The sequence below is a fragment of the Agrobacterium sp. OT33 genome, from assembly GCF_017313365.1.
GTDB lineage: Bacteria > Pseudomonadota > Alphaproteobacteria > Rhizobiales > Rhizobiaceae > Agrobacterium > Agrobacterium rhizogenes_A.
In genome coordinates, this window is record NZ_JAFLMZ010000001.1 from 760,045 (window position 1) to 782,955 (window position 22,911).

At 59.4% G+C, this 22,911-nt stretch carries 20 protein-coding genes and 1 other RNA gene; 13 read left to right on the forward strand and 8 right to left on the reverse strand.

Features of this window, described 5'->3' with window-relative positions; all coding sequences use genetic code 11:
- Positions 1–71: 71 nt before the first annotated feature.
- Both JZX88_RS03755 and polA read right to left on the reverse strand, forming a co-directional pair.
- A complete protein-coding gene (locus tag JZX88_RS03755; RefSeq protein ID WP_206912570.1) occupies positions 72–791 on the reverse strand; it encodes a DUF1868 domain-containing protein in 720 nt (239 codons plus the stop codon).
- A 77-nt stretch (positions 792–868) separates the two neighbouring features.
- The gene (gene polA / locus JZX88_RS03760) at positions 869–3,868 is read right to left on the reverse strand and encodes a DNA polymerase I (RefSeq protein WP_206912573.1); all 3,000 of its coding nucleotides are present in this window, start codon (positions 3,866–3,868) and stop codon (positions 869–871) included.
- A gap of 415 nt (positions 3,869–4,283) precedes the next feature.
- Here polA and JZX88_RS03765 point away from each other — a divergent pair, with 415 nt between their 5' ends.
- Together JZX88_RS03765 and JZX88_RS03770 are read left to right on the forward strand one after the other, a co-directional pair.
- On the forward strand, positions 4,284–4,718 hold the full coding sequence (locus JZX88_RS03765; RefSeq protein WP_206912577.1) for a MarR family winged helix-turn-helix transcriptional regulator: 435 nt from the start codon (positions 4,284–4,286) through the stop codon (positions 4,716–4,718).
- A 155-nt stretch (positions 4,719–4,873) separates the two neighbouring features.
- Positions 4,874–6,265, forward strand: a complete 1,392-nt coding sequence (locus JZX88_RS03770) for a dipeptidase (protein WP_206912579.1) — start codon at positions 4,874–4,876, stop codon at positions 6,263–6,265.
- A 413-nt stretch (positions 6,266–6,678) separates the two neighbouring features.
- Here the strand turns inward: JZX88_RS03770 and JZX88_RS26415 are convergent, their stop codons facing one another.
- Positions 6,679–6,888 carry a cold-shock protein gene (locus JZX88_RS26415; RefSeq protein WP_003492998.1) on the reverse strand — a complete coding sequence of 70 codons (210 nt, stop codon included), beginning with the start codon at positions 6,886–6,888 and terminating at the stop codon, positions 6,679–6,681.
- Between the two features lie 477 nt (positions 6,889–7,365).
- On the opposite strand from JZX88_RS26415, the gene JZX88_RS03780 reads away from it, so the two are divergent.
- The 3 genes from JZX88_RS03780 to JZX88_RS03790 all read left to right on the forward strand — a co-directional run bounded on the left by JZX88_RS03780 (position 7,366) and on the right by JZX88_RS03790 (position 11,272).
- Positions 7,366–7,824, forward strand: coding sequence for a YbaK/EbsC family protein (locus tag JZX88_RS03780; protein ID WP_065114509.1), 459 nt, complete (start codon positions 7,366–7,368; stop codon positions 7,822–7,824).
- Between the two features lie 145 nt (positions 7,825–7,969).
- Positions 7,970–10,267 (forward strand): transglycosylase domain-containing protein, encoded by a 2,298-nt coding sequence (locus tag JZX88_RS03785; protein ID WP_206912581.1) that lies wholly within the window; start codon positions 7,970–7,972, stop codon positions 10,265–10,267.
- A gap of 276 nt (positions 10,268–10,543) precedes the next feature.
- Entirely contained in the window at positions 10,544–11,272 is a 729-nt protein-coding gene (locus tag JZX88_RS03790; protein ID WP_142855131.1) for a sugar transferase, read from the forward strand.
- Positions 11,273–11,349: 77 nt separating this feature from the next.
- On the opposite strand, the gene JZX88_RS03795 is transcribed toward JZX88_RS03790, so the two are convergent.
- Positions 11,350–11,925, reverse strand: a complete 576-nt coding sequence (locus tag JZX88_RS03795; RefSeq protein WP_065114506.1) for a cytochrome c family protein — start codon at positions 11,923–11,925, stop codon at positions 11,350–11,352.
- Between the two features lie 150 nt (positions 11,926–12,075).
- Between JZX88_RS03795 and JZX88_RS03800 the strand changes: the two genes are divergently transcribed.
- Together JZX88_RS03800 and JZX88_RS03805 are read left to right on the forward strand one after the other, a co-directional pair.
- A complete protein-coding gene (locus JZX88_RS03800; protein ID WP_065114505.1) occupies positions 12,076–12,831 on the forward strand; it encodes a 3-deoxy-manno-octulosonate cytidylyltransferase in 756 nt (251 codons plus the stop codon).
- Between the two features lie 11 nt (positions 12,832–12,842).
- A complete protein-coding gene (locus JZX88_RS03805) occupies positions 12,843–13,706 on the forward strand; it encodes a prephenate dehydratase (protein ID WP_206912584.1) in 864 nt (287 codons plus the stop codon).
- 15 nt (positions 13,707–13,721) lie between these two features.
- On the opposite strand, the gene nudC is transcribed toward JZX88_RS03805, so the two are convergent.
- Together nudC and JZX88_RS03815 are read right to left on the reverse strand one after the other, a co-directional pair.
- Entirely contained in the window at positions 13,722–14,684 is a 963-nt protein-coding gene (gene nudC, locus JZX88_RS03810) for an NAD(+) diphosphatase (protein ID WP_142855129.1), read from the reverse strand.
- Positions 14,684–15,112, reverse strand: coding sequence for an HIT domain-containing protein (locus JZX88_RS03815; protein WP_174030242.1), 429 nt, complete (start codon positions 15,110–15,112; stop codon positions 14,684–14,686). Before JZX88_RS03815 ends, nudC begins: the two co-directional genes overlap by 1 nt.
- 65 nt (positions 15,113–15,177) lie before the next feature.
- Here JZX88_RS03815 and ffs point away from each other — a divergent pair.
- The 3 genes from ffs (at position 15,178) to JZX88_RS03830 (ending at position 17,577) form a co-directional block, all read left to right on the forward strand.
- Positions 15,178–15,274, forward strand: an RNA gene (ffs, locus tag JZX88_RS03820) — signal recognition particle sRNA small type.
- 79 nt (positions 15,275–15,353) lie between these two features.
- On the forward strand, positions 15,354–17,228 hold the full coding sequence (locus JZX88_RS03825; protein ID WP_206912585.1) for a DNA polymerase III subunit gamma/tau: 1,875 nt from the start codon (positions 15,354–15,356) through the stop codon (positions 17,226–17,228).
- A gap of 25 nt (positions 17,229–17,253) precedes the next feature.
- The gene (locus JZX88_RS03830) at positions 17,254–17,577 is read left to right on the forward strand and encodes a YbaB/EbfC family nucleoid-associated protein (protein WP_065114501.1); all 324 of its coding nucleotides are present in this window, start codon (positions 17,254–17,256) and stop codon (positions 17,575–17,577) included.
- Positions 17,578–17,641: 64 nt separating this feature from the next.
- Here the strand turns inward: JZX88_RS03830 and JZX88_RS03835 are convergent, their stop codons facing one another.
- A complete protein-coding gene (locus JZX88_RS03835) occupies positions 17,642–18,277 on the reverse strand; it encodes an MOSC domain-containing protein (protein WP_206912586.1) in 636 nt (211 codons plus the stop codon).
- A 37-nt stretch (positions 18,278–18,314) separates the two neighbouring features.
- Here JZX88_RS03835 and recR point away from each other — a divergent pair, with 37 nt between their 5' ends.
- Positions 18,315–18,920, forward strand: a complete 606-nt coding sequence (gene recR / locus JZX88_RS03840) for a recombination mediator RecR (protein ID WP_065114499.1) — start codon at positions 18,315–18,317, stop codon at positions 18,918–18,920.
- Positions 18,921–18,958: 38 nt separating this feature from the next.
- On the forward strand, positions 18,959–20,224 hold the full coding sequence (locus tag JZX88_RS03845; protein WP_206912587.1) for a lytic murein transglycosylase: 1,266 nt from the start codon (positions 18,959–18,961) through the stop codon (positions 20,222–20,224).
- A 168-nt stretch (positions 20,225–20,392) separates the two neighbouring features.
- On the opposite strand, the gene JZX88_RS03850 is transcribed toward JZX88_RS03845, so the two are convergent.
- The gene (locus tag JZX88_RS03850; RefSeq protein ID WP_065114497.1) at positions 20,393–22,021 is read right to left on the reverse strand and encodes an MFS transporter; all 1,629 of its coding nucleotides are present in this window, start codon (positions 22,019–22,021) and stop codon (positions 20,393–20,395) included.
- A 286-nt stretch (positions 22,022–22,307) separates the two neighbouring features.
- Between JZX88_RS03850 and rimP the strand changes: the two genes are divergently transcribed.
- On the forward strand, positions 22,308–22,904 hold the full coding sequence (gene rimP, locus JZX88_RS03855; protein ID WP_174030235.1) for a ribosome maturation factor RimP: 597 nt from the start codon (positions 22,308–22,310) through the stop codon (positions 22,902–22,904).
- Positions 22,905–22,911 lie beyond the last annotated feature (7 nt).

Sequence of the window (22,911 nt, forward strand, 5' to 3'; positions counted from 1 at the left end):
CCTGACGCGCATTTTTTCCGATTCAGCGGAATTGGTGCGACGGGCTGCCCTCAGGCATCGCACATCATACCTCACGCCTTATCGAAAACGGCAAGCTCCTTGAAGTGGTTCATGTCCTTAAATTCACAGAAAGCTGGCGGCCGCATCTCTATGACCGGCGCTACGGCGCGCAGCTTTTCCAGTTCCTCGTCGAGCATCGCCTGCCAGCGCGGCAGGCACTCCGGCTCGAACCAGCGGATGATGTAGGACAGGGTGATGTGAAATTCGTAAGTGTCATGATCAGTATGTCGGTAACCGAAGAAATCGGCGAATGTATCCCGCCAGAGAGCCACGATCCGATCGTCCTCGGCGGTTGCACCCTTCATCACCAGCCCCACCGGGCGCAGGCCCGTAACCTGCATGTTGAAGGCCGGCAAAGCTGGAAAGGCGGAAAGACGGTCGCGATAGTAGTCCGTCATCGCATCGACCGACGCATCGAGCGGCATTTCACTCGACCAATAGGGAAGCGTGCGCCGCAAATCGTTGACACCTTGGAATACCGTCATGTGCAGGCTGGAAATAGGAGTGAAGGCGAGCTGCGGCGCCTCGGCCATATCTAGAAAACGCTGGCGGGTCGCAATAATCGCCTTTTCAGTCTGCGATCCCTCGACAAGATGGCAGACGACCGTGTTGCCCGAGTCGGACAGAAACTCGCCATCCGCGTTGAAGCGGCTGCCGAGATGGCGCGGCGGCTGATCGTGATTAGTGGCGGAAATATAGTCGAGATCTTTCGAGACGAGCGGGGCGTGCATCGGGGAACTCCTTGTGAGAGGTTTCCCCTAGCTTCCGCACGCAACAATGCAATGACATCCGCTGGTCTAACGACCGGTCAATGCGCCTCGTCCCAATTATCGGCCGCACGCGCATCCACCTGCAACGGCACCTTCATGGAAATCGCCGGCATGGCGGCATTTTCCATGACAGAAACCACCACCGGCAAAGTCTTTTCGATTTCCGCTTCCTCAACTTCGAAGATGAGTTCGTCATGTACCTGCAAAAGCATGCGGGCGGAAAGCTTCTCCGCTTCCAGCGCCGGCTCGATGCGAACCATGGCACGGCGGATGATATCGGCGGCCGAACCCTGGATCGGCGCATTGATGGCCGCGCGCTCGTTGAAGGCTTTCACGGAAGGGTTGGAAGAACGAATTTCCGGATAATGGGCGCGGCGACCAAAGATCGTCTCGACATAGCCATTCTCGCGGGCGAAAGCCTTGGTCGCTTCCATGTAATCGCGAATGCCGGGAAAACGCTCGAAATATTTCTTGATATAATCACTCGCCTCCGAGCGGGCGATGCTCAGCTGGTTGGCAAGGCCAAAGGCGGAAATGCCGTAGATGATGCCGAAGTTGATGGCCTTGGCGCGGCGGCGCACCTCCGATGGCATGCCTTCCACCGGCACGCCGAACATTTCGGATGCCGTCATCGCATGAATGTCGATGCCGTTTTCGAAAGCGTTGCGCAGCTGCGGAATATCGGCGACATGGGCCAGTACGCGCAGTTCGATCTGGCTATAGTCGGCAGACAGAAGCTTGTGACCGGGCGTGGAAATGAAAGCCGTGCGGATCTTGCGGCCTTCCGCCGTGCGAACCGGAATATTCTGAAGGTTCGGTTCCGAGGACGACAGCCGCCCCGTGGTCGTGGAGGCAAGCGCGTAGGATGTATGCACCCGCTTCGTCTCGGGATGAATATAACCGGGCAGCGCATCCGTATAGGTCGACTTCAGCTTGGTCAGCTGCCGCCAGTCAACGATCTTGCGCGGCAGTTCGGCACCTTCCGCCGCCAGATCCTCCAGAACCTGCGCCGATGTCGACCATTGGCCGGTCTTGGTTTTTGAGCCACCGGGCAAGCCCATCTTGCCGAACAGGATATCGCCGAGCTGCTTTGGCGACCCCACGTTAAAACGCTCGCCCGCCAGCTCGTAGATTTCCTCTTCGAAGGACGCGGCCTTCTGGGCGAGTTCGCCGGAAAGGCGCGAGAGGATTTGCCGGTCGACGGTGATGCCGCGTTCTTCCATATGCGCCAGAACCGGCACAAGCGGACGCTCCAGCCGCTCATACACGCTGGTCAGACGCTCGGCGGCGAGCCTGGGTTTCAGGGCCATCCACAGCCTTAAGGTGACATCCGCGTCTTCCGCCGCATAAGCCGTCGCTTTGTCGATATCGACGAAATCGAAGGTGACGCTCGACTTGCCCGACCCCGCCACGTCCTTGTAAGCGATCGGCGTGTGGCCGAGCCAGCGTTCGGACAGCGAATCCATGCCATGCGTGGCCTTACCGGCTTCAAGCACGTAGGAAATCAGCATCGTGTCGTCGAAACTCTGCATAACGACGCCGTGGCGTTTCATCAGCAGATAGTCATATTTGAGGTTCTGGGCGATTTTCAAAACCGCCGGGTCCTCAAGAAGGTTCTTCAGACGCTCCAGCGCCTCGGTAAACGGCACCTGCCCTTCGGCGAGCCTGATGCCATCGCTGAAAAGATCACCACCCGAACCGGTCTTGTGCGTCAAAGGAATGTAGGCCGCGCGGATATCGGTGCCCGAAGCATCCTTGCCATTATCGGCAATCGCCAGCGAAAAACCGACAAGTTCCGCCTGCATCGGATCAAGCGAAGTCGTTTCCGTATCGAATGCAACGACACCTGTTTCACGGGCTGCCGCAATCCAGCGGTCCAGTGTCGCGAGGTCCCTGATGGTCGTGTAGGCGCTCGTATCAATCCTGGCGGCTGAAAAAAGCGCCTGACGTGCTGCGGCGAGATCGGCAGGTGTGCTGCCTTCCCCGGACAGCTTGCGTGCCGGAGCGGCAACCGAAGCCGAAACACCCGTTGCGTCGGCGGCAACCTCACCAGCCTTGCCGGCAGCGGCCGGCGCATCGAGGTCGGGACCATGGGCATCGGCACCCCATTGCACCGGCACATTGGCCGGGTCGATGGCGGACGCGTCGGTTTCGGTCGCCTCCGCAACGCGGCGGGTCAGCGTCGTGAACTCCATCGCTTTCAGGAAAGCGATGAGTTTCGGGCCGTTCTGCGGTTCAAGCACCAGTGCCTCAAGAGACTGCTCCAGCGGCACATCGGTCCTGAGCGCCACGAGCTGCCTGGAAAGACGGGCAAGATCGGCATTGGCGATGATATTTTCCCGGCGCTTCTGCTGCTTGATTTCAGCTGCCCGCGCCAGCAGCGTATCGAGATCGCCATATTCCTCCAGCAACTGCGCCGCCGTCTTCGGGCCGATACCGGGAATGCCCGGGACATTGTCGGTGGAATCGCCGGTCATTGCCTGAAGGTCGATCATCTTTTCCGGGCCGACGCCCCATTTTTCGATGACGTCGGGGATGCCGATCTGCTTGTCCTTCATGGCGTCGTACATATGCACATTGGCCGTGACGAGCTGCATCAGATCCTTGTCGGAAGAGATGATGGTGACGTCAGCGCCGATCGCCTCGGCCTGCCGGGCATAGGTGGCAATGATGTCATCCGCCTCAAAGCCTTCCGTCTCGATGCACGGGAGATTGAAGGCGCGCGTCGCCTCGCGGATCAGACCGAATTGCGGCACCAGATCTTCCGGCGGCGCGGTGCGGTTGGCCTTGTAGAGATCGTAAAGCTCGTTGCGGAAGGTTTTCGACGAATAGTCAAAAATCACCGCAAAATGGGTGGGCGTCACGCCGACATCGGTATTGCGCGCATCCTTCAGGAGCTTCCACAACATGTTGCAGAAGCCGGAAACGGCGTTGACCGGCAGCCCGTCCGACTTGCGGTTCAGCGGCGGGATGGCATGGAAGGCCCGGAAAATGAAACCGGAACCGTCAACGAGGAAAAGATGATCGCCTTTTTTCATGGGTAGCATGGATAGCGCGGGGCCGTTTTGACGTCCACAGAAACTTCGCACAACACACCGCAAAGCGCAGGAAACAGGGCCGCCGCGGGAGCGCGTCAAATTCACCTGAACGTTACCGATTTGTAATCCGTGCTTCCCTTGAAAAGCCGCATTTGCAGACACATTTCTTAGAGGACGGCGCCTGATCACGCCGTAGTCTGATAGCTGGCTCGTCCCCCGCCGCGTCAGACCGGACAAAGGCCTTTCCCCCTCTCCGGGCCTTTGTCCTCCAATATGACCGCCATGGCCGACCCCTCCCGGCCATGGCGGTTTTGTTTTGCGCAGGGTTTCGGGCTGGCCCAAACATACCATGCGATATATATCGCACTATCAAGATGCCGGCCGGCGCTGGCCACAATACTTCATGGACGGAAGAATGGGCTTTTCCCGAGACGAATCGGCGATCTATCTTGCCACCAAAATGGCGAGGGAATTCACCATGACGCTGCAAAAGAGAGCCGCAGCACTCGGCTTCTCGCCGGGACAATTCCCCATCCTCATCGAGCTCTGGCACGAGGAAGGCCTGACGCAGCGGCAATTGCTTGACAGGATCGACGTCGAACAGGCAACGCTCGCCAATACGCTTTCCCGCATGGAACGCGACGGGCTGATCATCCGCAAATCCCACCCGAGCGACCGCCGCGCCCAGATCATCGAACTGACCCAGCGCGGCAGGGACCTGGAGGCGAATGCCATTGCCGCCACCGAGGCCACCGAGGACTTGCTACTCAAGGATTTCCGGCGCTTCGAACGGCAGCTTCTACTGGAATATATGCGCCGGGCGATCGAAAGCGCAAAAAAAGCGAAATAGCGTTTATGGCTTCGCACTTTCCCTGAACTGCTCTATCGTTCCGGCGGCTGCGCGTTTGCCGATTCACGGCACGCCGGCCCCTTGTTTCCCGCGATGCGCGATGCCCGGATGTTTCGTCTTATCGCCGGGTCACGACAGACATGACAGGATCAGCGATGACAGACGTTTCCCCTATTCTTTCCACGGCCGACGGCAATCTCACCTCCAGCCTCGAGCGGCTGTTCGAACTCGTGCGCATTCCGTCGATTTCCACGGACCCCGCCTACAAGGCGGAATGCCGCAAGGCGGCGGAATGGCTGGTCAGAACGCTTTCCGCACTCGGTTTTACGGCTTCCGTTCGCGATACGGCCGGCCACCCGATGGTGGTGGCGCATCACGATGCGGCCAGCGAAGATGCGCCGCATGTGCTTTTTTACGGTCATTATGACGTGCAGCCGGTCGATCCCCTCGATCTCTGGGAAAACGATCCGTTCGAGCCCGCCGTCAAGGATATCGGTGCCGGCCGTCAGGTAATCACCGGACGCGGAACGGCGGACGACAAAGGCCAGCTCATGACCTTCGTCGAGGCCTGCCGGGCCTACAAGGCTGTCAATGGCGGCCTGCCGGTGCGTGTCACCATTCTCTTTGAAGGCGAAGAGGAATCCGGCTCGCCCTCGCTGAAGCCTTTCCTCGAAGCCAATGCGGATGAGCTGAAGGCCGATTATGCGCTGGTGTGCGATACCGGCATGTGGGACCGGGATACACCCGCCATTGCCGCAGCCCTTCGCGGCCTGGTCGGCGAAGAAATCGTCATCACCGCAGCCGACCGCGACCTGCACTCCGGTCTGTTCGGTGGGGCAGCGGCAAACCCCATCCATATCCTGACCGATATTCTCGCCGGACTGCATGACGAGACTGGACGGGTCACGCTTGCCGGCTTCTATGACGGCGTGGAAGAAACCCCGGCTAACATCAAGGCCTCCTGGGAGACACTGGGACGCACGGCCGAGGCCTTTCTCGGTGAAGTCGGCCTTTCGGTTCCGTCGGGCGAAAAGGGCCGTTCCGTGCTGGAGCAGACCTGGGCGCGTCCTACGGCGGAAGTCAACGGCATTATCGGCGGCTATACCGGCGACGGTTTCAAGACCGTGATCGCCGCAAAGGCCTCCGCCAAGGTATCCTTCCGTCTCGTCGGCGAGCAGGACCCTGCGGCCATCCGCGAGAGCTTCCGGGCCTATGTGCGCTCGAAGATTCCGGCCGATTGCTCCGTTGAGTTCCACGAACACGGCGGTTCACCGGCCATCCAGCTATCCTACGACTCGCCCGTGCTGACCAAGGCCAAAAATGCGCTCTCGGAAGAATGGCCGAAACCTGCCGTCGTCATCGGCATGGGTGGCTCGATCCCGATTGTCGGCGATTTCCAGAAGATGCTGGGCATGGATTCGCTGCTTGTCGGCTTCGGCCTGACCGACGACCGTATTCATTCGCCGAATGAAAAATACGATCTCCAGTCCTTCCATAAGGGCATTCGCTCCTGGGTCCGGATTCTGGATGCCCTCGCGGCAAAATAACGAAGAAGGAGAGGAGGCGTCGGTGACCCGATTCCTCCTCCCTTTTTCGTTTTTCGGCCACCAAAAACAAAAAGGCCGGGCAAGCCCGACCTTTCCATCCGTTTTTCGTCAGTGCCAGTACATCCGTGGTCAAAGCGTTCAACGGTCTGATGTTCCAGAGCGCATCCATCATGTGGATACTGCTTTCACGATCAGGATCGGCTGCTTCGGTTAATCTTTGGTTAACGCAATAACAGCGGCACCTTCAAAATGCCCGCCTGACAGTTTTCATCCGAAACACTGTTGAACCCTATATCGGTATGCGATCCCGCCTTTTCAAGGCCTGCCCGCTCAGGGCACCTTTCAAAAGAAAAAGGCCGGATAAATCCGGCCTTTCCATTCATGCGAATGACCCTTACAGGCCAAAGCGCTTATCAGGCAGCAACGAGGTTGCCTGCGGACATCTTGCCCGAGCGACGATCCTGCATCAGCTCGTAGGAGAGCTTCTGGCCGTCGTTGAGGGCGGTCAGACCGGCGCGCTCAACAGCGGAGATGTGAACGAATACGTCCTGCGAACCGTCGTCAGGCTGAATGAAGCCGTAGCCCTTGGTTGCGTTGAACCACTTTACTGTACCAGTCGCCATAACGATTTCCTTCCGTTGGCAATTGTATTTGCACTGCGAGCAGTGCGGTCTCTTGTCGAATTTGAAGGAAAGATCGTCGTGTGCACCCGAAAAGGTACCGAAGCTCTGGTCGTCAAACAAATATCGATGGGCGAACACCTAGGTTGGCAAGGGCGAAAAGTCAAGTTTCTTTGAAAAACGCGGCAATTTTTGTGAGCCGCCGCCGCCCCAAAGCCCTTGGAAACAGGGCCTTAAACAGCAAAAACCCGGCGCGGGAGGAGGTGCGCCGGGTTCTTGAAACTGACTGACAATTGGGAGGAGGAGTATTGTCAGTCCAATCGGGCGACGCTGGGAGGAGGAGTGCGTCGCTTCGATGGTTTGAACATACAGGATGGCCGCTTAAAAAACAGACATTCTATCGCAGCGCAGCATTGCAAATAATGCATAGCTGTTTCGTGACGTCTTGAAGAGGCGTCGCTTACCGCCTAATAAATACGCATGTCCATTGAATCCGTCAGAGCCTTTTTCTCCGAGAAGTCACCGGAAGTATCCGTCATCGAAACGGAAGCCAGTTCCGCAACGGTGGCACTGGCCGCCGAAGCGCACGGCGTCGAGCCCGACCAGATCGCCAAAACGATCTGCCTGAAGGCAGGCGACACCATTCTTCTCGTTGTCGCCGCCGGCACCAAGCGGCTCGACAACCGGAAATTCCGCGATCATTTCGGCGCCAAGCCACGCATGCTCGGACCGGAAGAGGTGGTTTCCGTGACCAGCCACCCCGTTGGTGGCGTGTGCCCTTTCGGCCTGCCCTCGCCCCTGCCGGTGTTTTGCGACATATCTCTGAAGAATTATCAGGAGGTGGTTCCGGCGGCCGGCGCCACCAATGCGGCGGTACGGATCGCCCCCGATGTGATGGCTGAATTGACGGGTGCGCAATGGGTCGACGTCTGCCAATGACGCCGATTTGATCCGGCAAGGGCTTAACCCCGCCTTAAATTGCCGCATTTAAACTCTTCATCCTGGATTAAGGATCGCGCAGGCATAGAAGCCTGAAACTCACGCGGGCATGTGCGGTTTCGCGAATAGGAGCGACTTCAGCTGAATGGCAGGCAAGGGCAAATCACGCGAACGGGTAGAACCTTCCTTCGGGGATTTCCACGAATCCGGTGATGACCTGCGCCTGGATGCCAGCGAGCGCATCAGCGGGACGACAAAGCAGCCCGTCAGGAAGCCGAAGGCTGCCACCGGCCGCGCCAAACCGCAGAAAAAGGAAAAGCGGACCCGCAATTCCTCCGGCCGCGGCGCGACGGGCTTCATCCGTTCCCTTGTCTACTGGTGCATCGTCCTCGGCATCTGGGGCGGCATCGGCGTTGCCGGCCTTGTCCTCTATTACGGCGCGCGCATGCCGAGCGCCAGCAGCTGGTCCATTCCCGAACGTCCGCCGAATGTGAAGATCGTTTCGGTCAATGGCAGCGTGCTTGCCAATCGCGGTACCACCGGCGGCGAAGCGCTCGCGCTGGAAGACATGTCGCCTTATATTCCGCAAGCCGTCATGGCGATCGAGGACCGCCGGTTTTATTCACATTTCGGCGTCGATCCGCTCGGTCTCGGCCGCGCCATTGTAACGAATGTGCTGACGGGGCGAACCGTGCAGGGCGGCTCGACGCTGACGCAGCAGCTGGCGAAAAACCTGTTCCTCTCACCCGACAGGACGCTGGAACGCAAGGTGCAGGAAGTGCTTTTGTCCTTCTGGCTGGAGCATGAATTCACCAAGGACCAGATTCTCGCGATGTATCTCAATCGCGTCTATTTCGGGTCCAACGCCTATGGCGTCGAGGCCGCTTCCCGACGCTACTTCAACAAATCCGCACGCGACGTCAATCTGGGCGAAGCGGCGATGCTTGCCGGGCTTCTCAAGGCGCCGTCGCGCCTTTCACCCGCGCGCGATCCGCAGGCGGCGGAAGAGCGGGCGCAGGTGGTGCTGCAATCCATGCGCGATGTCGGCTTCATCACCGATGACGAGATCAAGACCGCCATGTCGCAACCGCCGACCAAGGCGAAACGTTTCTGGTCCGGCGCCGAGCATTACGCCGCCGATATGGTGCTGGAGGAAGTCCGCAGTCTGGTCGGCGACGTCAAGCAGGACATCGTTGTCGACACGACCATCGACCCCAATCTCGAGCGCGATGCCGAAAAGGCGCTTACCCATGTGCTGCAGGGTGACGGCAAGAAGCAGGGCGCATCGCAGGCGGCGCTGGTATCCATCGACGGCACCGGCGCGATCCGGGTCGTGGTGGGCGGCGCGGACTATGCCGAAAGCCAGTTCAACCGCGCAGCCAAGGCGAAACGTCAGCCCGGTTCGGCATTCAAACCCTTCGTTTATGTGGCCGCGCTCGAATCAGGGATGACCCCCTACACCATCCGCAACGATGCGCCGGTGCGCATCGGCAACTGGACCCCGGAAAATTACGAGAAGAAATTCCGCGGCGAGGTGACGCTCGCCACCGCGCTCGCCAATTCGCTGAACACGATTGCCGCGCAGCTGGTGATGGAAGTCGGACCCGAGCGGGTGACGCAGGTGGCGCATCGCATGGGCATAGAATCGGAGCTGCAGAACAACGCCTCCATCGCGCTCGGCACCTCGGAAGTGTCGCTGATGGAACTGACCGCTTCCTATGCTCCCTTCATGAATGGTGGCTACAAGGCAACGCCGCATATCGTCAAGCGCATCACCGATGCCGACGGCAAGGTGCTTTACGAAAACAAATACGACAATCCGCCGCGTGTGCTGAGTGAAGAGATTGCCGCGACCATGAATGGCATGTTGTCGCGCGTCATCACCGAAGGCACAGGCAAGGCCGCGCGCCTGCAAGGCTGGCAGGCGGCCGGAAAATCCGGCACGACCCAGTCCTTCCGCGACGCGCTCTTTGTCGGCTACACAAGCAATCTGACCACGGGCGTCTGGTTCGGCAATGACGACGGCACCTCGATGAAAAAGGTTACCGGCGGTGGGCTTCCGGCAAGGGCCTGGAAGGATTTCATGACCGCCGCCCATTCCGGGCTTTCGCCTTCGCCGCTCTTCGGTCTCGGCGCAGGCGGCGTACCGCCGCTCGGCGAAATGCAGCAGCCGGCACCGGAACCCGCTCCCTCATCCATAGGCGACATCATCTCCAATGCGCTGGGTGGCGGAACGGCGGACACCCGCGCCTATCCCGACGCTCCTGTTTCACCGAACCAGCCGGGCATGGCCATGCCGCCGGCGAATATTCCCTCCCGCGATATCGAACCCGGCTATCAGGCCGGTAATGGCCCCGTGCCACCGGCCGATATAGGCGGCCAGGAGCCCGGACCGTCAGGGCCCAAACAGACGACGCTGCTTGACATTCTGATGGGGAATTGACCGGCATCGGGTAAAGGCCGGCGGATTTCATCACGAATGGCAAGATGGCAGCGACCCGCAAAATCCCGCTTTTCCGAAGGCTTTCTTCTTCGCATCCGCAGCCATGAGCGGAGACAGTGCAAAGCACGCAACATATGCGTGCGCGCCCATTAACCCTAGATTGCCATTTGCACGGAGGCGGCTACATTTCGGGTGACTTTTTAGGGTAAATGAATTATTAATTGTTCATATAAATTAATTTTCTTGTTTCAAAATAACTTTTCAGGGTTCCATATTATGCTGGGTACTAAAGGCTCATCGCATGCCGTTTTTTACGGCGCTCCCTATCCTGCCGCCGCCACATTTGAAACGGCGGAAATACAGACCTCCATTTCGGAAAAAAACCCATCGGCGTTTTTACGCGGCCAGTTCGCGCTCAAGAGAACGATGGATATTGCAGGGGCGTCCATCGCCCTTGTCGCACTCGCTCCCGTGTTGATGACCGTCGCACTGCTGGTCAAGCTTGACAGCAGGGGTCCGGTCCTGTTCTCGCAGGTCCGCTGGGGCATGAACGGGAGAAAAATCCGCGTCTATAAATTTCGCTCGATGCGGGCGGAACTGGGCGACGCCACCGGGGTGGCGCAAACGGTGAAGAACGATCCGCGGATAACCCGCATCGGCGCCGTTCTCCGCCGCACGAACATCGATGAATTGCCGCAGCTCATCAATGTATTGAAGGGCGATATGTCGCTGGTGGGTCCGCGCTGCCACGCCATCGGCATGCTGGCGGCCGGCCGCCTCTATGAAGAACTGGTTCCCCATTATCACATGCGACACCGGATGCGGCCGGGTATCACTGGCCTTGCGCAAATGCGGGGCCTTCGCGGCCCGACGGATCGCAGCGACAAGGCGCGGGCGCGTATCGTGTCCGATCTTTATTATGTCGACAATTTTTCAGTCTGGCTGGATATCAAGATCATGGTCGGAACGGTGATTTCCGAATTGCGCGGTGGCAAGGGCTTCTGAATTTTCAAAATAAATCCGTCATCAGAATAAAAAGCCCGGCATCGCTGCCGGGCTTTTTTATGAAATCATCATTTGCGTCAGTTCGTCGGCGCGGGAGCAGCGGCGGGATCCGGCAGCGGTGCCGGGTTTGCCGACAGCGTGCGCAGATAAGCGATCAGGTCCGCTCTTTCCGTTTCCTTCTTCACACCCGCAAAGCCCATGGCCGTTCCGGGAACGTGTTTCTTGGGAGCTTCGAGGAAGTAGCTGAGATGATCGTAATCCCAATGAACGGAACCGCCCTTGGAGAAATCCTTCATGCCTGCGGAATAGCTGAAACCTTCGTGGCTGGCGATCGGCCGGTTGACGATATCGAAGAGATTGGGGCCGACCTTGTTTGCACCACCACTCTCTCCGGTATGACAGCTCGTACACTTCTTGAAGACCGTCTCGCCCTTGGCGGCATCGGCACTCGCAAGCAATTGCGCGATCGGCGTCGCCGCGGCAGCGGCCTCTCCGCCGGCTGCTTCGCCGCCGCTTTCTGCAGCAGCAATGGCGTAACCTTCCTTTTCAGGCGCGGGCGCATGGAAAATGCCCTCAGACGCAATTGACACCGACATCAGGACAAAAACCGTACCCAGCAACGCCCCAACGCCCATATTTACATAAGAATTCATCTATATGCGCTCCCTCGCATCCGCTCCATATAACCGGGCATCTTGAAATTACTCGAAAGCTATGGCTTTTGCACAGCCTGCGCAACTTGAATAATGGTCCCCACTCCGTGACGTTTTGACACTTTTCGGGCGGGATTTGAAGGGTGTCGGATGAAGAATCGGGATTTCGAGAAAGCTGTGGTCCTCATACCGGCCCGGATGGCGTCCACGCGCCTGCCGGGCAAACCGCTTGCGGATATTGGCGGCAAGCCGATGATCGTGCAGGTGGCACTACGGGCACGTGAGGCCGGGGCGGAGCGGATCGTCGTAGCGGTCGATGACGAACAGGTTTTTTCTGCCGTTCAAAATGCCGGTTTCGAAGTTATGATGACGCGGAACGACCACCAGTCTGGCTCGGACCGCATTTTCGAGGCGCTGCAAAAAGCCGACCCCTATGGCAAGGCCGAATATATCATCAACGTGCAGGGCGATCTTCCAACCATTGAGGCAGAGACGATCCGTGCATCGTTGCGCCCGCTGGAAAATTCCGCCGTCGATATTGCCACGCTGACGGTGGAAATTATCGACGAGGAAGAAAAAACCAATCCGAACGTGGTGAAAATCGTCGGCAGCCCTCTTTCCGAAACACGGTTACGGGCGCTTTATTTCACTCGCACCACGGCTCCTTATGGCGATGGGCCGCTCTATCATCACATCGGTCTTTACACCTATCGCCGCGCGGCGCTTGAGACATTCGTGAGCCTGCCCCCCTCGCCGCTGGAAATGCGCGAGCGACTGGAACAGTTGCGCGCGCTGGAAGCAGGCATGCGCATCGATGCAGAAATCGTCCGCTCCGTGCCGCTCGGCGTCGACACGCCGCACGATCTGGAAAAAGCCCGCAAAATTCTTGCAAGCAGAACCTTCTGACGGACACACCCATGACCTTGAGCACAAATCGCATTGCCTTTCAGGGCGAATTCGGCGCGAATTCCGACATGGCCTGCCGCGACATGTTCCCGGATATGGAGCCTCTGCCATGCCCCACTTTCGAGGATGCCTTCAACGCCATTGAAAATGGCGAAGCCGATCTCGGCATGATCCCGATCGAGAATACGCTCGCCGGCCGCGTCGCCGATATTCATCACCTGCTGCCGGAATCGCGCCTGCACATCATCGGCGAATATTTCATGCCGATCCGTTTCCAGTTGATGGTGATGCCAGGTGTGAAAAAAGACGAAATCCGCACCGTCCACAGCCATATCCATGCGCTGGGCCAGTGCCGCAAGATCATCCGCTCGAACGGCTGGAAGCCTGTGATCGCCGGTGATACGGCAGGGTCGGCGAGGCTGGTTTCCGAGAAGGGTGATCGCAGCATGGCGGCCCTTGCGCCGCGCCTTGCCGCCAACCTCTACGATCTCGATATTCTCGCTGAAAATGTCGAGGATTCGGAAAACAACGTCACGCGATTCGTGGTGCTTTCCCGCGAGGAAAACTGGGCCAAGCGTCAGTCGAGCGACGAAATCGTCGTCACCACCTTCGTCTTCAACGTTCGCAATATTCCGGCCGCGCTCTACAAGGCCATGGGCGGTTTTGCGACCAACGGCATCAACATGACGAAACTGGAAAGCTACCAGCTCGGCGGAAAATTCGTGGCAACGCAATTTTATGCCGATATCGAAGGCCACCCGGATGACGAGCCGGTACGGCATGCGCTGGATGAGTTGCGCTTCTTCTCGGAAAAAGTCCGCATTCTCGGCGTCTACAAAGGCCATGCGATGCGTGGCAAGCTCAACCAGAGCTGAGCCTGCCGAGCACGACTATTTCGTCCATTCCACCCAATCGCGCATCAGCCGATGCGCGATGGCCCCACCTGGAGGCGCGGAAAAGCCTTCGCCCGTCGCCGTCTCCAGCATTTTGGCGACTTCCGCCCGTGTGAACCAGCGGCAATCCTCCAGTTCGATCTCATCGCGGGCAATATCGAAAGACAGTGCCTCGGCATAACAGCCGATCATCAGCGTATGCGGCATCGGCCAGGGCTGCGACGCATGATAACGCACGCGGCCGATTTCAACGCCGGATTCCTCATGCGTTTCGCGGCGGACAGCCTGCTCGATCGTTTCACCCGGCTCGACGAAGCCGGCAAGGCACGAATACATGCCCGGCGCGAAATGGGCACCGCGGCCAAGCAGGCAAAGATCACGCTCGATATCGATCGTCATCATGATGACGACGGGATCAGTGCGGGGAAAAATGGTGTGGTTGCAGGCGGCACAGATACGCTTGTAGCCGCCGATGCGCAGTTCCATGGTGCCGCCGCACTTTCCACAAAAGCGATTGTCGGCATTCCAGTGGGTGAGGCTGACGGCCTGCGCTACCTCGCTCAACAATTCCTCGTCGAGAAGATGGTCGCGATAAAGCGTGCGGGCATCGGCCAGCTTGTAATGGCTCGCCAGCTGATCCTCGGCCACGGCAACCGGCACCGCAATTCTCGGCTCGCCGGTTTCGCGATATCCGAGCAGGACGGCATTGTCGAAATCTGGCTGCAGTTCAGCCAGCTCATAGGCCGAAAACAGGGGATCGATGACCTGATCGTCGTGCTTCAGGACAAGTCGGTTACCCGAGAAAGCAAAAATATGGGTGCCGTCTACTTTCAGCGCATCGGCAACACACTCTTCTGTCCGCTTTTCGGCAAAACGGTCGAGGGCGTTCTTGGAAAAGGCTGTCAGCAGGCTTGCTTCGGGATGGGGGGCGGTGGTTTCAAAAATTGTCATGGAAATCATCAGAGCGCGCCGGAGATTTTTTTCATCAAATTTTCCCTTTCGCCGGCCTCATAAGGCACTGCCGTACCGTGACCCCAGATAGGGCCAGGCCAGCAGGTGTCGCCTTCGTTGCGGGCGATAATGTGGACGTGAAGCTGCCGGACGATATTGCCCAGCGCGCCGACATTGATCTTGGTAGCCCCCGTGATTTCCTTCAGCGCGGCGGCAACGAGATTGGTCTCGAATGTCAGCATTGCCTGATCGAGCGGGGTAAGATCGAACAATTCGCTCACATCGTCTCGCTGCGGCACCAGCACCAGCCAGGGCCACCGGCTGTCATTTTGCAAACGCAATTCACATAGTCCCAAACGCGTCACCAGCACGCTGTCGCGCGCCAGCCTGTCGTCCAGCCGGAATGTCTCCAAGGTGTCCTCCATGTTTGTTTTCATCGTGATAGCAGTTTTTTGAAGGCTTGGCTTGCATTTGCTGTCGATATTGCCGATATGTGGCCCCGGGAGGTTGGTGGTGGACGAGCCACTCGCCAACCGGGTCAGGTCCGGAAGGAAGCAGCCCTAACGAGCCCGGCACGGGTCGCCGTGCCAGCCTCCCACCTTTTTAAAAGACGTGCTCAGCTTTCGCCGGGCCAGTTCAGCGCCCCAAGACAGACTGGCAAAACAAACTGGCGAGGCAATGAGCGATACCGTACCCACCACATCAAGCGAATCCCAGGTCGGGACCGGCTACCGGGTACTGGCGCGCAAGTATCGCCCCAAGGATTTTTCCGACCTGATGGTCGGCCAGGAGCCGATGGTCCGCACGCTGACCAACGCTTTCGAGACCGGGCGCATCGCACAGGCCTATATGCTGACCGGCGTTCGCGGCGTGGGCAAGACGACCACGGCCCGTATTCTTGCCCGCGCGCTGAACTACAAGACCGACACCATCGACAAGCCGACCATCGACCTGCGCATTCCCGGCGAACATTGCCAGGCGATCATGGAAGGCCGGCATGTCGACGTGATCGAGATGGACGCCGCCTCGCATACCGGCATCGACGATATTCGCGAGATCATCGAGCAGGTACGCTATCGTCCGGTTTCGGCACGCTACAAGGTCTATATCATCGACGAAGTGCACATGCTGTCGACGCAGGCCTTCAACGGTCTTCTGAAAACCCTTGAAGAGCCGCCGGAACATGTGAAATTCATCTTCGCGACCACCGAAATCCGCAAGGTTCCGATCACCGTTCTGTCGCGGTGCCAGCGTTTCGACCTGCGCCGCATTAGCGCCGCCGATCTTGTCGGCCTGTTCACGGCCATTGCCGGCAAGGAGGGGTTTGACGCCGATCCGCAGGCACTGTCGATGATTGCGCGTGCGGCCGAAGGCTCTGCCCGTGACGGTCTTTCCCTTCTCGATCAGGCGATTGCCCATGGCGGCGGCCGGGTGGAGGCCGAAGCGGTGCGTGGCATGCTCGGCCTTGCCGACCGGGCGCGCATCGTCGATCTCTTCCAGCATGTCGTCAAAGGTGATGTCGCGGCCGCCCTTTCGGAATTCAATGGGCAATATGAGGCTGGCGCAAACCCTGTTGTGGTGCTGAACGACCTCGCCGATTTCACCCATCTCGTCACCCGCATGAAATATGTGCCTGACGCGGCGGAAGACCCCTCGCTTTCCGAGATCGAGCGCGTGCGTGGCGCGGAATTTGCCGAGACGATTGCGGTAACCGCGCTGTCGCGCATCTGGCAGATGCTGCTGAAGGGCATTCCGGAAACGGAAAATGCTTCGCGGCCCGCCGGTGCCGCTGAAATGGTGCTGATCCGGCTTTCGCACGCCGCCAATCTGCCCGCACCTGAAGATGCCGCGCGGCGCCTGCTGGAGCTTTCGAACGGTGACGGCGGTTACGCCAATGGCGGGCCTTCAGGCGGCGGCAATGGCGGCGGTGCGCGCGCCTATTCGTCAGGACAGACCATGGCCGCGGGAAGACCTGTCGATCTTCCCGCGCAGCGCCAGACAGCACCGCAAACCTCCGCCGTGCTGCGCGCCGTTCCAGACAGCCGCCCGCAGGAGATGCAGGTCGCCCAACCGAAAACCGAAGAGCGGCCGGAGCCGAAGGTTCCCGTCAATTCCCTGCAGGACATTGCCGATCTCTGCCAGAAAAACCGTGACCCCGTCATGCGGGCGAAGGTCCGCAACTTCGTGCGGCTGGTGCGGCTGGAACCCGGCCGGCTTGATATGCGCCTCGGCGAAGGCGCCCCCGGCTCTCTGCCCGGCGAACTTGGCGTGAAGTTGAAGGAATGGACCGGTATCCACTGGATCATCAGCCTCAGCAAGGAACAGGGCGAGCCGACCCTTGTGGAAGCCGAAAGCAACGCACGGGATGCCCGCCTTGTCGATGCGCGTCAGGACCCTGACGTTGCCGCCATTCTGGCGCAGTTTCCCGGCGCGAAAATTACCGACGTGCGCATCCGCGCCGCCGTGCAGGATGAGGCCGAAGACATCACGCCGCCATCGGTTGCCGAATCGAGCGAAGGCGACATCCTTCCCGGCGACGACATCGAATTTTAAACAAAAAAAAACAGGAGATTGGCACATGCGCGACATCATGGGCATGATGGGCAAGGTCAAGGAAATGCAGTCCAAGATGGAGAAGGTGCAGGAAGAAATCGCCGCCCTTGAAGTCGAAGGCAGGGCCGGCGGCGGTCTGGTGACCGTCATCCTCAACGGCAAGGGCGAAATGCGCGGCCTGAAAATCGATCCTTCGCTGTTCAAGGAAGACGAAGTGGAAATCCTCGAGGACCTGATCGTAGCTGCCCACAAGGACGCCAAGGAAAAGGGCGAAGCGCAGGCGCAGGAAAAGATGGCGGGCCTGACCGCCGGCCTGCCGCTGCCACCCGGCATGAAGCTGCCGTTCTGATCGGCTGCCTGAAACCGATGGCGAGATGCCCTGGCTTTCGCCATCCCCCGCTTGAAGCTGGCTCTCAGGCTTCCAGCATGGCACGAAACCGGCTTGCAAGCGGCGTTTCGAGATAGGCCAAGCGCTCCGCCGCGTTAAGTTGCATGGGCCTGAAGCGCTGCAGAATGACCGGTATTGGCAGTTTCGTTCCCCGATAGGGCTTAAAGGCGATCTCCTCCCCGGCGGTGAGCATTCCGCCCTTCAACACCCGACAATAAAAACCCGGCTGGCCCGCCTGCCGGAAGCGCAGTGCAAAATCGGGATCGCCGATGCGGACCGACAGAGTGGCGCAGGGAATGCGGGCGGCGCTTACCTCCAATATGACTTCGCTGGCCGAGAACCTGTCACCCACATGGAGTTTTGCGCTGTCGACACCCTCCAGAACAAGGTTTTCACCGAAAAATCCGGGTTCGACCGCAAAACCAAGGGTGCGGGACCAGAAGTCGAGATCGGCGGAGCCCATGACGTAAATCGCCTGATCCGGCCCGCCGTGATGTTTGCGGTTGCACACGGCATCGCTGACAATGCCTTCTGCATCCACCATGACCGGCCCTCGCACGGCGTGTTTGAAGATACCCGTCTTCACCGTCTTTCCCGGCAGTTTTTTTGCCTCGCCCAGGCATACCGCCTGTATTTTCATGAACTGCCCTTCGCGCTTCATGATTCCCGTTTCCCGATTTATGCAGTAGAAAGCCCCCATGGCAAAACGAGTCACCGGTCCCGAAATTGAAAAACTGATCCAGCTTCTGGCAAAAGTGCCAGGGCTCGGGCCCCGCTCGGCGCGGCGAGCGGCATTGCATCTCATCAAGAAGAAGGAACAGCTTCTCGGGCCGCTGGGCCATGCCATGGGCGAGGCCTATGACAAGGTGAAGATCTGCTCCTGCTGCGGCAATGTCGATACCATCGACCCCTGCACCGTCTGCGCCGATGACAGGCGCGACCAGTCGGTCATCATCGTGGTGGAAGATGTTTCGGATCTCTGGGCGCTGGAGCGGACGGGCGCGATGAACACCGCCTATCATGTGCTGGGCGGCACACTGTCGCCACTCGACGGCGTCGGGCCAGAGGATCTGAACATCAAGGGGCTGATCGACCGCGTCAGCGCCGGTGGCATCCGTGAGCTTATCATCGCCGTCAATGCGACGGTGGAGGGACAGGCGACCGCTCACTATATCACCGACCGCCTCTCCGACCTCGGCATCAAGATCACGCGGCTGGCGCACGGCGTGCCGGTGGGCGGCGAGCTTGATTATCTCGATGAGGGCACATTGACGGCCGCACTTCGGGCGCGCACGACGATCTGAAGCCTCCCGCCCTCCCTGTCATTCAAAGAGGAGACCGAATGCGAAACCGATTTGCCTCCAAGGCACTGGCTGCCCTTCTTTCCGTTCTTCCAGCAACGACGGCTTTTGCGCAGTCGGCGCCGACCGGAGCGGCGGCAACCCGATACGACGCCGATTTTAATGCCTGGCTGAAAAAGGAAATCTGGCCCGAGGCCCGCAAGGCCGGTATTTCGCAAAAGACGCTCGAAGCCGCACTCAGCGGTCTTTCGATCAACTGGAAGCTGCCAGATCTCGTCATTCCCGGCCAAAAGCCGCCGAAGGAACAGAGCCAGAGCCAGGCGGAATTCTCCTCGCCGGGTGCCTATTTCTCCGAGAAGCGATTGCAGGGGCTTGCCGGCACCGGCCGGTCGCTTGCGGCGACACATGCGGCAACGCTTCGCAGGATCGAGGCGAAATACGGTGTGCCCGGCAATATCGTCGTTGCAATATGGGGCCGAGAATCCGGTTTCGGCCGGGCGAAACTGCCGTATTCCGTAGTCGATGTGCTGGCGACCAAGGCCTATATGTCGACCCGCAGGCAAATGTTCCGCGCCGAGTTGATCGACGCGCTGAAGATCGTTGAAAGCGGTGATATCGCAGCCTCACGCATGATGGGCTCCTGGGCCGGCGCGCTCGGGCAGCCACAATTCATGCCGTCAAGCTATCTGAAATATGCGGTCGATTTCGATGGCGACGGCCACCGCGATATCTGGAATTCCGTACCGGATGCGCTGGCATCCATAGCGAACTATCTTTCCCAGCGCGGCTGGCAGCGAAACCGCGACTGGGGTTTCGAAGTCTCTATCCCCGCCAATGTCTCCTGCGCGCAGGAAGGCCCTGATCTTGCCCGGCCGGTGGCCGACTGGGCGAAGATGGGCATTACCCGCATTACGGACAAAGCCTTTCCGACCAATGACCTCACCGCCGACGGCATGATGCTGGTGCCGGCCGGGCGGCACGGGCCGGAATTCGTGGTGACGCCGAATTTCTACGTCATCAAGGAATATAATAATTCCGATCTCTATGCGCTCTTCATCGGCAATCTCGCCGACCGCATCGCCCATGGGGCAGGACCATTCAAGGCCGAATGGGGCAATGTCGGATCAATGCTGCGATCCGATGTTCTGGCCATGCAGAAAGCGCTGGTTGCCAAGGGATACGATGTCGGCAAGGCGGATGGGCTGGCAGGCTTCAAGACGCGCCGGTCGCTCGGCGACTGGCAGGCGAAAAACGGCCTTGCACCGACGTGTTTTCCAGACGCTACGCTGAAAGCGAAGCTGAAGTAGCAGGTTGGCGGCGAAGCGCTAAGTTCTCTTCCGTCATGCTCGGGCCTGTCCCGAGCACCTGCAGCCGATTGATTTTACGATACGTGATTGGATACTCGGGACAGGCCCGCCCGAGAATGACTGGCAGTGCCTGACAAATGTGTCACCACTCTCCTGACCCCCAGCCCCTCAATGCTGGTCGGTATGGGGCTTGTGGAAGATATCATCGGTCGGCGGGATGGTCTGCCGCTCGATCATTCGGTGCACCCGCGGCCGCGTCCTGCCGCGGTGGAGTTCGAGCAGCCGGTCCCAGGCTTCCGCATCCGCCTGGGTGCGGCGGTGGTTGTGGCGGACATATTCCACCCATGTCGGCACATGGTAGCTTTCCGTCCAGATGTCAGGATTTTCGAGATCGCGCATCAGGTTCCAGTTGCGCGCGCCATCTCTCAGTCTGATGCGGCGGCGCTCGGCCATCAGCGGCAGGAATTCGCCGAGGTCCTCGTCATGGATTTCGTAATCGATGAGAATGGCGATCGGACCGCTGCGCGGCTTGATATCCAGCCTCAGCGGCGGCTCCACAAAGCGGTTGAGCGGATCGAGATTGAGCGAGGCGAAAGCCGGCATGGCGAGCTTGAGGCCGACGACAACGCCGAGCAGCATCAGCGCGCATGAACAGAGCAGCGAATAGGAAATGCCGTAATCTTCCGCCAGCTCGCCCCACAGCCAGCTGCCGACGGCAATGCCGCCAAAGGTCAGCGTCTGGTAGAGCGACAGCGCCCGGCCGACCACCCAGCGCGGTGTGGAAAGCTGGACGATGGTGTTGAACAGGGAAAGCGCGAGAACCCAGCAGGCGCCGGCAACGGTCAGGACGAGTGAGGTGATGATCGCGCTCGTACTCAATGCCGTCACGCCGGAACTGAAGGCAAAGCCTAAAAAGGCGACGCGAACGATCCATTCACTGGACAGGACCTCACGCAGTCTCGCACTGACCAGCGCGCCGCCAATGGCGCCGACGCCGAAAGCGCCCAGCATGACGCCATAGGTGAGCGGGCCGCCTTCGACCAGATCGCGGGCGACAATGGGCATCAAGGCAAGGATGGCGCTGGCGGAAAGGCCGAAGAGAAAGCCGCGCACCAGCACCTTGCCGATATTAGGCGACATCGCCACATAACGCATGCCGGCCGAGATGGCGGCCAGAAGCTGCTCACGCGGCAGGGTCGAGGCATATTTGGGCGGCTGCCAGCGAAACAGGGCGTAGATGAGGGTGAAATAGCTAAGCGCATTGACGAAAAACGCGGCGGCGGCACCGGCGGCAGCGACGATGATGCCGCCGATGGCCGGGCCAACGCTGCGGGTGATGTTGAAGCCGACGCTGTTCAGCGTCACGGCGGCGGGCAGATCCTCACGCGGCACCATCTCGCCGACAGAGGCCTGCCAAGACGGATTGTTGAGCGCCGTGCCGCAACCGATCATGAAGGTGAAGAACAGCAGAAGCCAGGGCGTGAGCCAGCCGGACCAAGCAAAGACGGTCAGCAGCACGGAGGCCGTCAGCATCAGCAGCTGCGCCGAAATCATGATGCGCCGGCGGTCGAAACTATCGGCCAGCGCGCCTGAAATCAGCGAGAACAGCATGATTGGCAGCGAGGTGGAAGCCTGCACCAGCGCGATCATGTTTTCCGAACTGGAAAGCGAAGTCATCATCCAGGCAGCGCCCACCGCCTGGATCAGTCCACCGAAATTCGAGGCAAGGCTCGCAAACCAGATTCGTCTGTAAGTCAAATGCCTTAAAGGCGCGAGTGGCGATTTACGGTCAGGCACGCTCTGTCCACTTATGCAACTGCGATTTGTCAAACGGCAACTATAGACAGTGCCGGAAATCATGCCAGCCTTTCCGACACGGTGTGGGTGAAAATATGGCCGGGGCTGCCACTGAAGCGTGGCTACCCGCGAAAACCTTGCAATCCTGCCCCGATGGGTCTATATGACCCCTGAAATTCTTGATCGCTTGATGAAGAGTGGGGCCGCGAGGCTCCGCTCTTTTTCGTTAGGCGAACATGAAACCACGGGCAAAAAGCCCGATGAACATCAAAGACCGGAAGGCCAGATGGCAGACACCGCACACGAACCGCGACTGATAACCGAAACGGGCATCGACCAGCGCATTGCCGAGATCATCGAGCCCGTTCTGACGGGCATGGGATATCTTCTGGTGCGCGTGCGGCTCTCCAACCAGAACGGCATGACGCTTCAGGTGATGGCCGAGCGCGAAGACGGCACCATGACCGTCGAGGACTGCGAAGCCGTCTCCATGGCGATTTCACCGGTTCTTGATGTGGAAGATCCGGTCGATAAAGCGTATCATCTCGAAGTTTCCTCGCCCGGCATCGACCGGCCGATGGTTCGCAAATCGGATTTCACCCGCTGGCAGGGCCATCTGGTGAAGGTCGAAACCTCCATTCTGGTCGAGAACCGCAAGCGGTTTCGCGGCAAGATCGTCGAGGTCGATGCGGACGGCTTCAAGCTGGAACGCGATCAGATCGCCTATGGCGAGGAACCGACAGTCATCATTCCGTTCAGCGCGCTTTCGGATGCGAAGCTCATTCTGACGGACGATCTTATTCGTGATGCGCTGCGGGCAGACAAGGCGGCAAAGGCCGCCGCCGCAAACCAGAACGACGAAAACGAAGCAGACGAAGACTAATTCCAAC

Coding starts and splice junctions, on each gene's coding strand:
- JZX88_RS03755 (WP_206912570.1), bottom strand. CDS start 791: ATGCACGCCCCGCTCGTCTCGAAAGATCTCGACTATATTTCCGCCACT.
- polA (WP_206912573.1), bottom strand. CDS start 3,868: ATGAAAAAAGGCGATCATCTTTTCCTCGTTGACGGTTCCGGTTTCATT.
- JZX88_RS03765 (WP_206912577.1), top strand. CDS start 4,284: ATGGGCTTTTCCCGAGACGAATCGGCGATCTATCTTGCCACCAAAATG.
- JZX88_RS03770 (WP_206912579.1), top strand. CDS start 4,874: ATGACAGACGTTTCCCCTATTCTTTCCACGGCCGACGGCAATCTCACC.
- JZX88_RS26415 (WP_003492998.1), bottom strand. CDS start 6,888: ATGGCGACTGGTACAGTAAAGTGGTTCAACGCAACCAAGGGCTACGGC.
- JZX88_RS03780 (WP_065114509.1), top strand. CDS start 7,366: ATGTCCATTGAATCCGTCAGAGCCTTTTTCTCCGAGAAGTCACCGGAA.
- JZX88_RS03785 (WP_206912581.1), top strand. CDS start 7,970: ATGGCAGGCAAGGGCAAATCACGCGAACGGGTAGAACCTTCCTTCGGG.
- JZX88_RS03790 (WP_142855131.1), top strand. CDS start 10,544: ATGCTGGGTACTAAAGGCTCATCGCATGCCGTTTTTTACGGCGCTCCC.
- JZX88_RS03795 (WP_065114506.1), bottom strand. CDS start 11,925: ATGAATTCTTATGTAAATATGGGCGTTGGGGCGTTGCTGGGTACGGTT.
- JZX88_RS03800 (WP_065114505.1), top strand. CDS start 12,076: ATGAAGAATCGGGATTTCGAGAAAGCTGTGGTCCTCATACCGGCCCGG.
- JZX88_RS03805 (WP_206912584.1), top strand. CDS start 12,843: ATGACCTTGAGCACAAATCGCATTGCCTTTCAGGGCGAATTCGGCGCG.
- nudC (WP_142855129.1), bottom strand. CDS start 14,684: ATGATTTCCATGACAATTTTTGAAACCACCGCCCCCCATCCCGAAGCA.
- JZX88_RS03815 (WP_174030242.1), bottom strand. CDS start 15,112: ATGAAAACAAACATGGAGGACACCTTGGAGACATTCCGGCTGGACGAC.
- JZX88_RS03825 (WP_206912585.1), top strand. CDS start 15,354: ATGAGCGATACCGTACCCACCACATCAAGCGAATCCCAGGTCGGGACC.
- JZX88_RS03830 (WP_065114501.1), top strand. CDS start 17,254: ATGCGCGACATCATGGGCATGATGGGCAAGGTCAAGGAAATGCAGTCC.
- JZX88_RS03835 (WP_206912586.1), bottom strand. CDS start 18,277: ATGAAGCGCGAAGGGCAGTTCATGAAAATACAGGCGGTATGCCTGGGC.
- recR (WP_065114499.1), top strand. CDS start 18,315: ATGGCAAAACGAGTCACCGGTCCCGAAATTGAAAAACTGATCCAGCTT.
- JZX88_RS03845 (WP_206912587.1), top strand. CDS start 18,959: ATGCGAAACCGATTTGCCTCCAAGGCACTGGCTGCCCTTCTTTCCGTT.
- rimP (WP_174030235.1), top strand. CDS start 22,308: ATGGCAGACACCGCACACGAACCGCGACTGATAACCGAAACGGGCATC.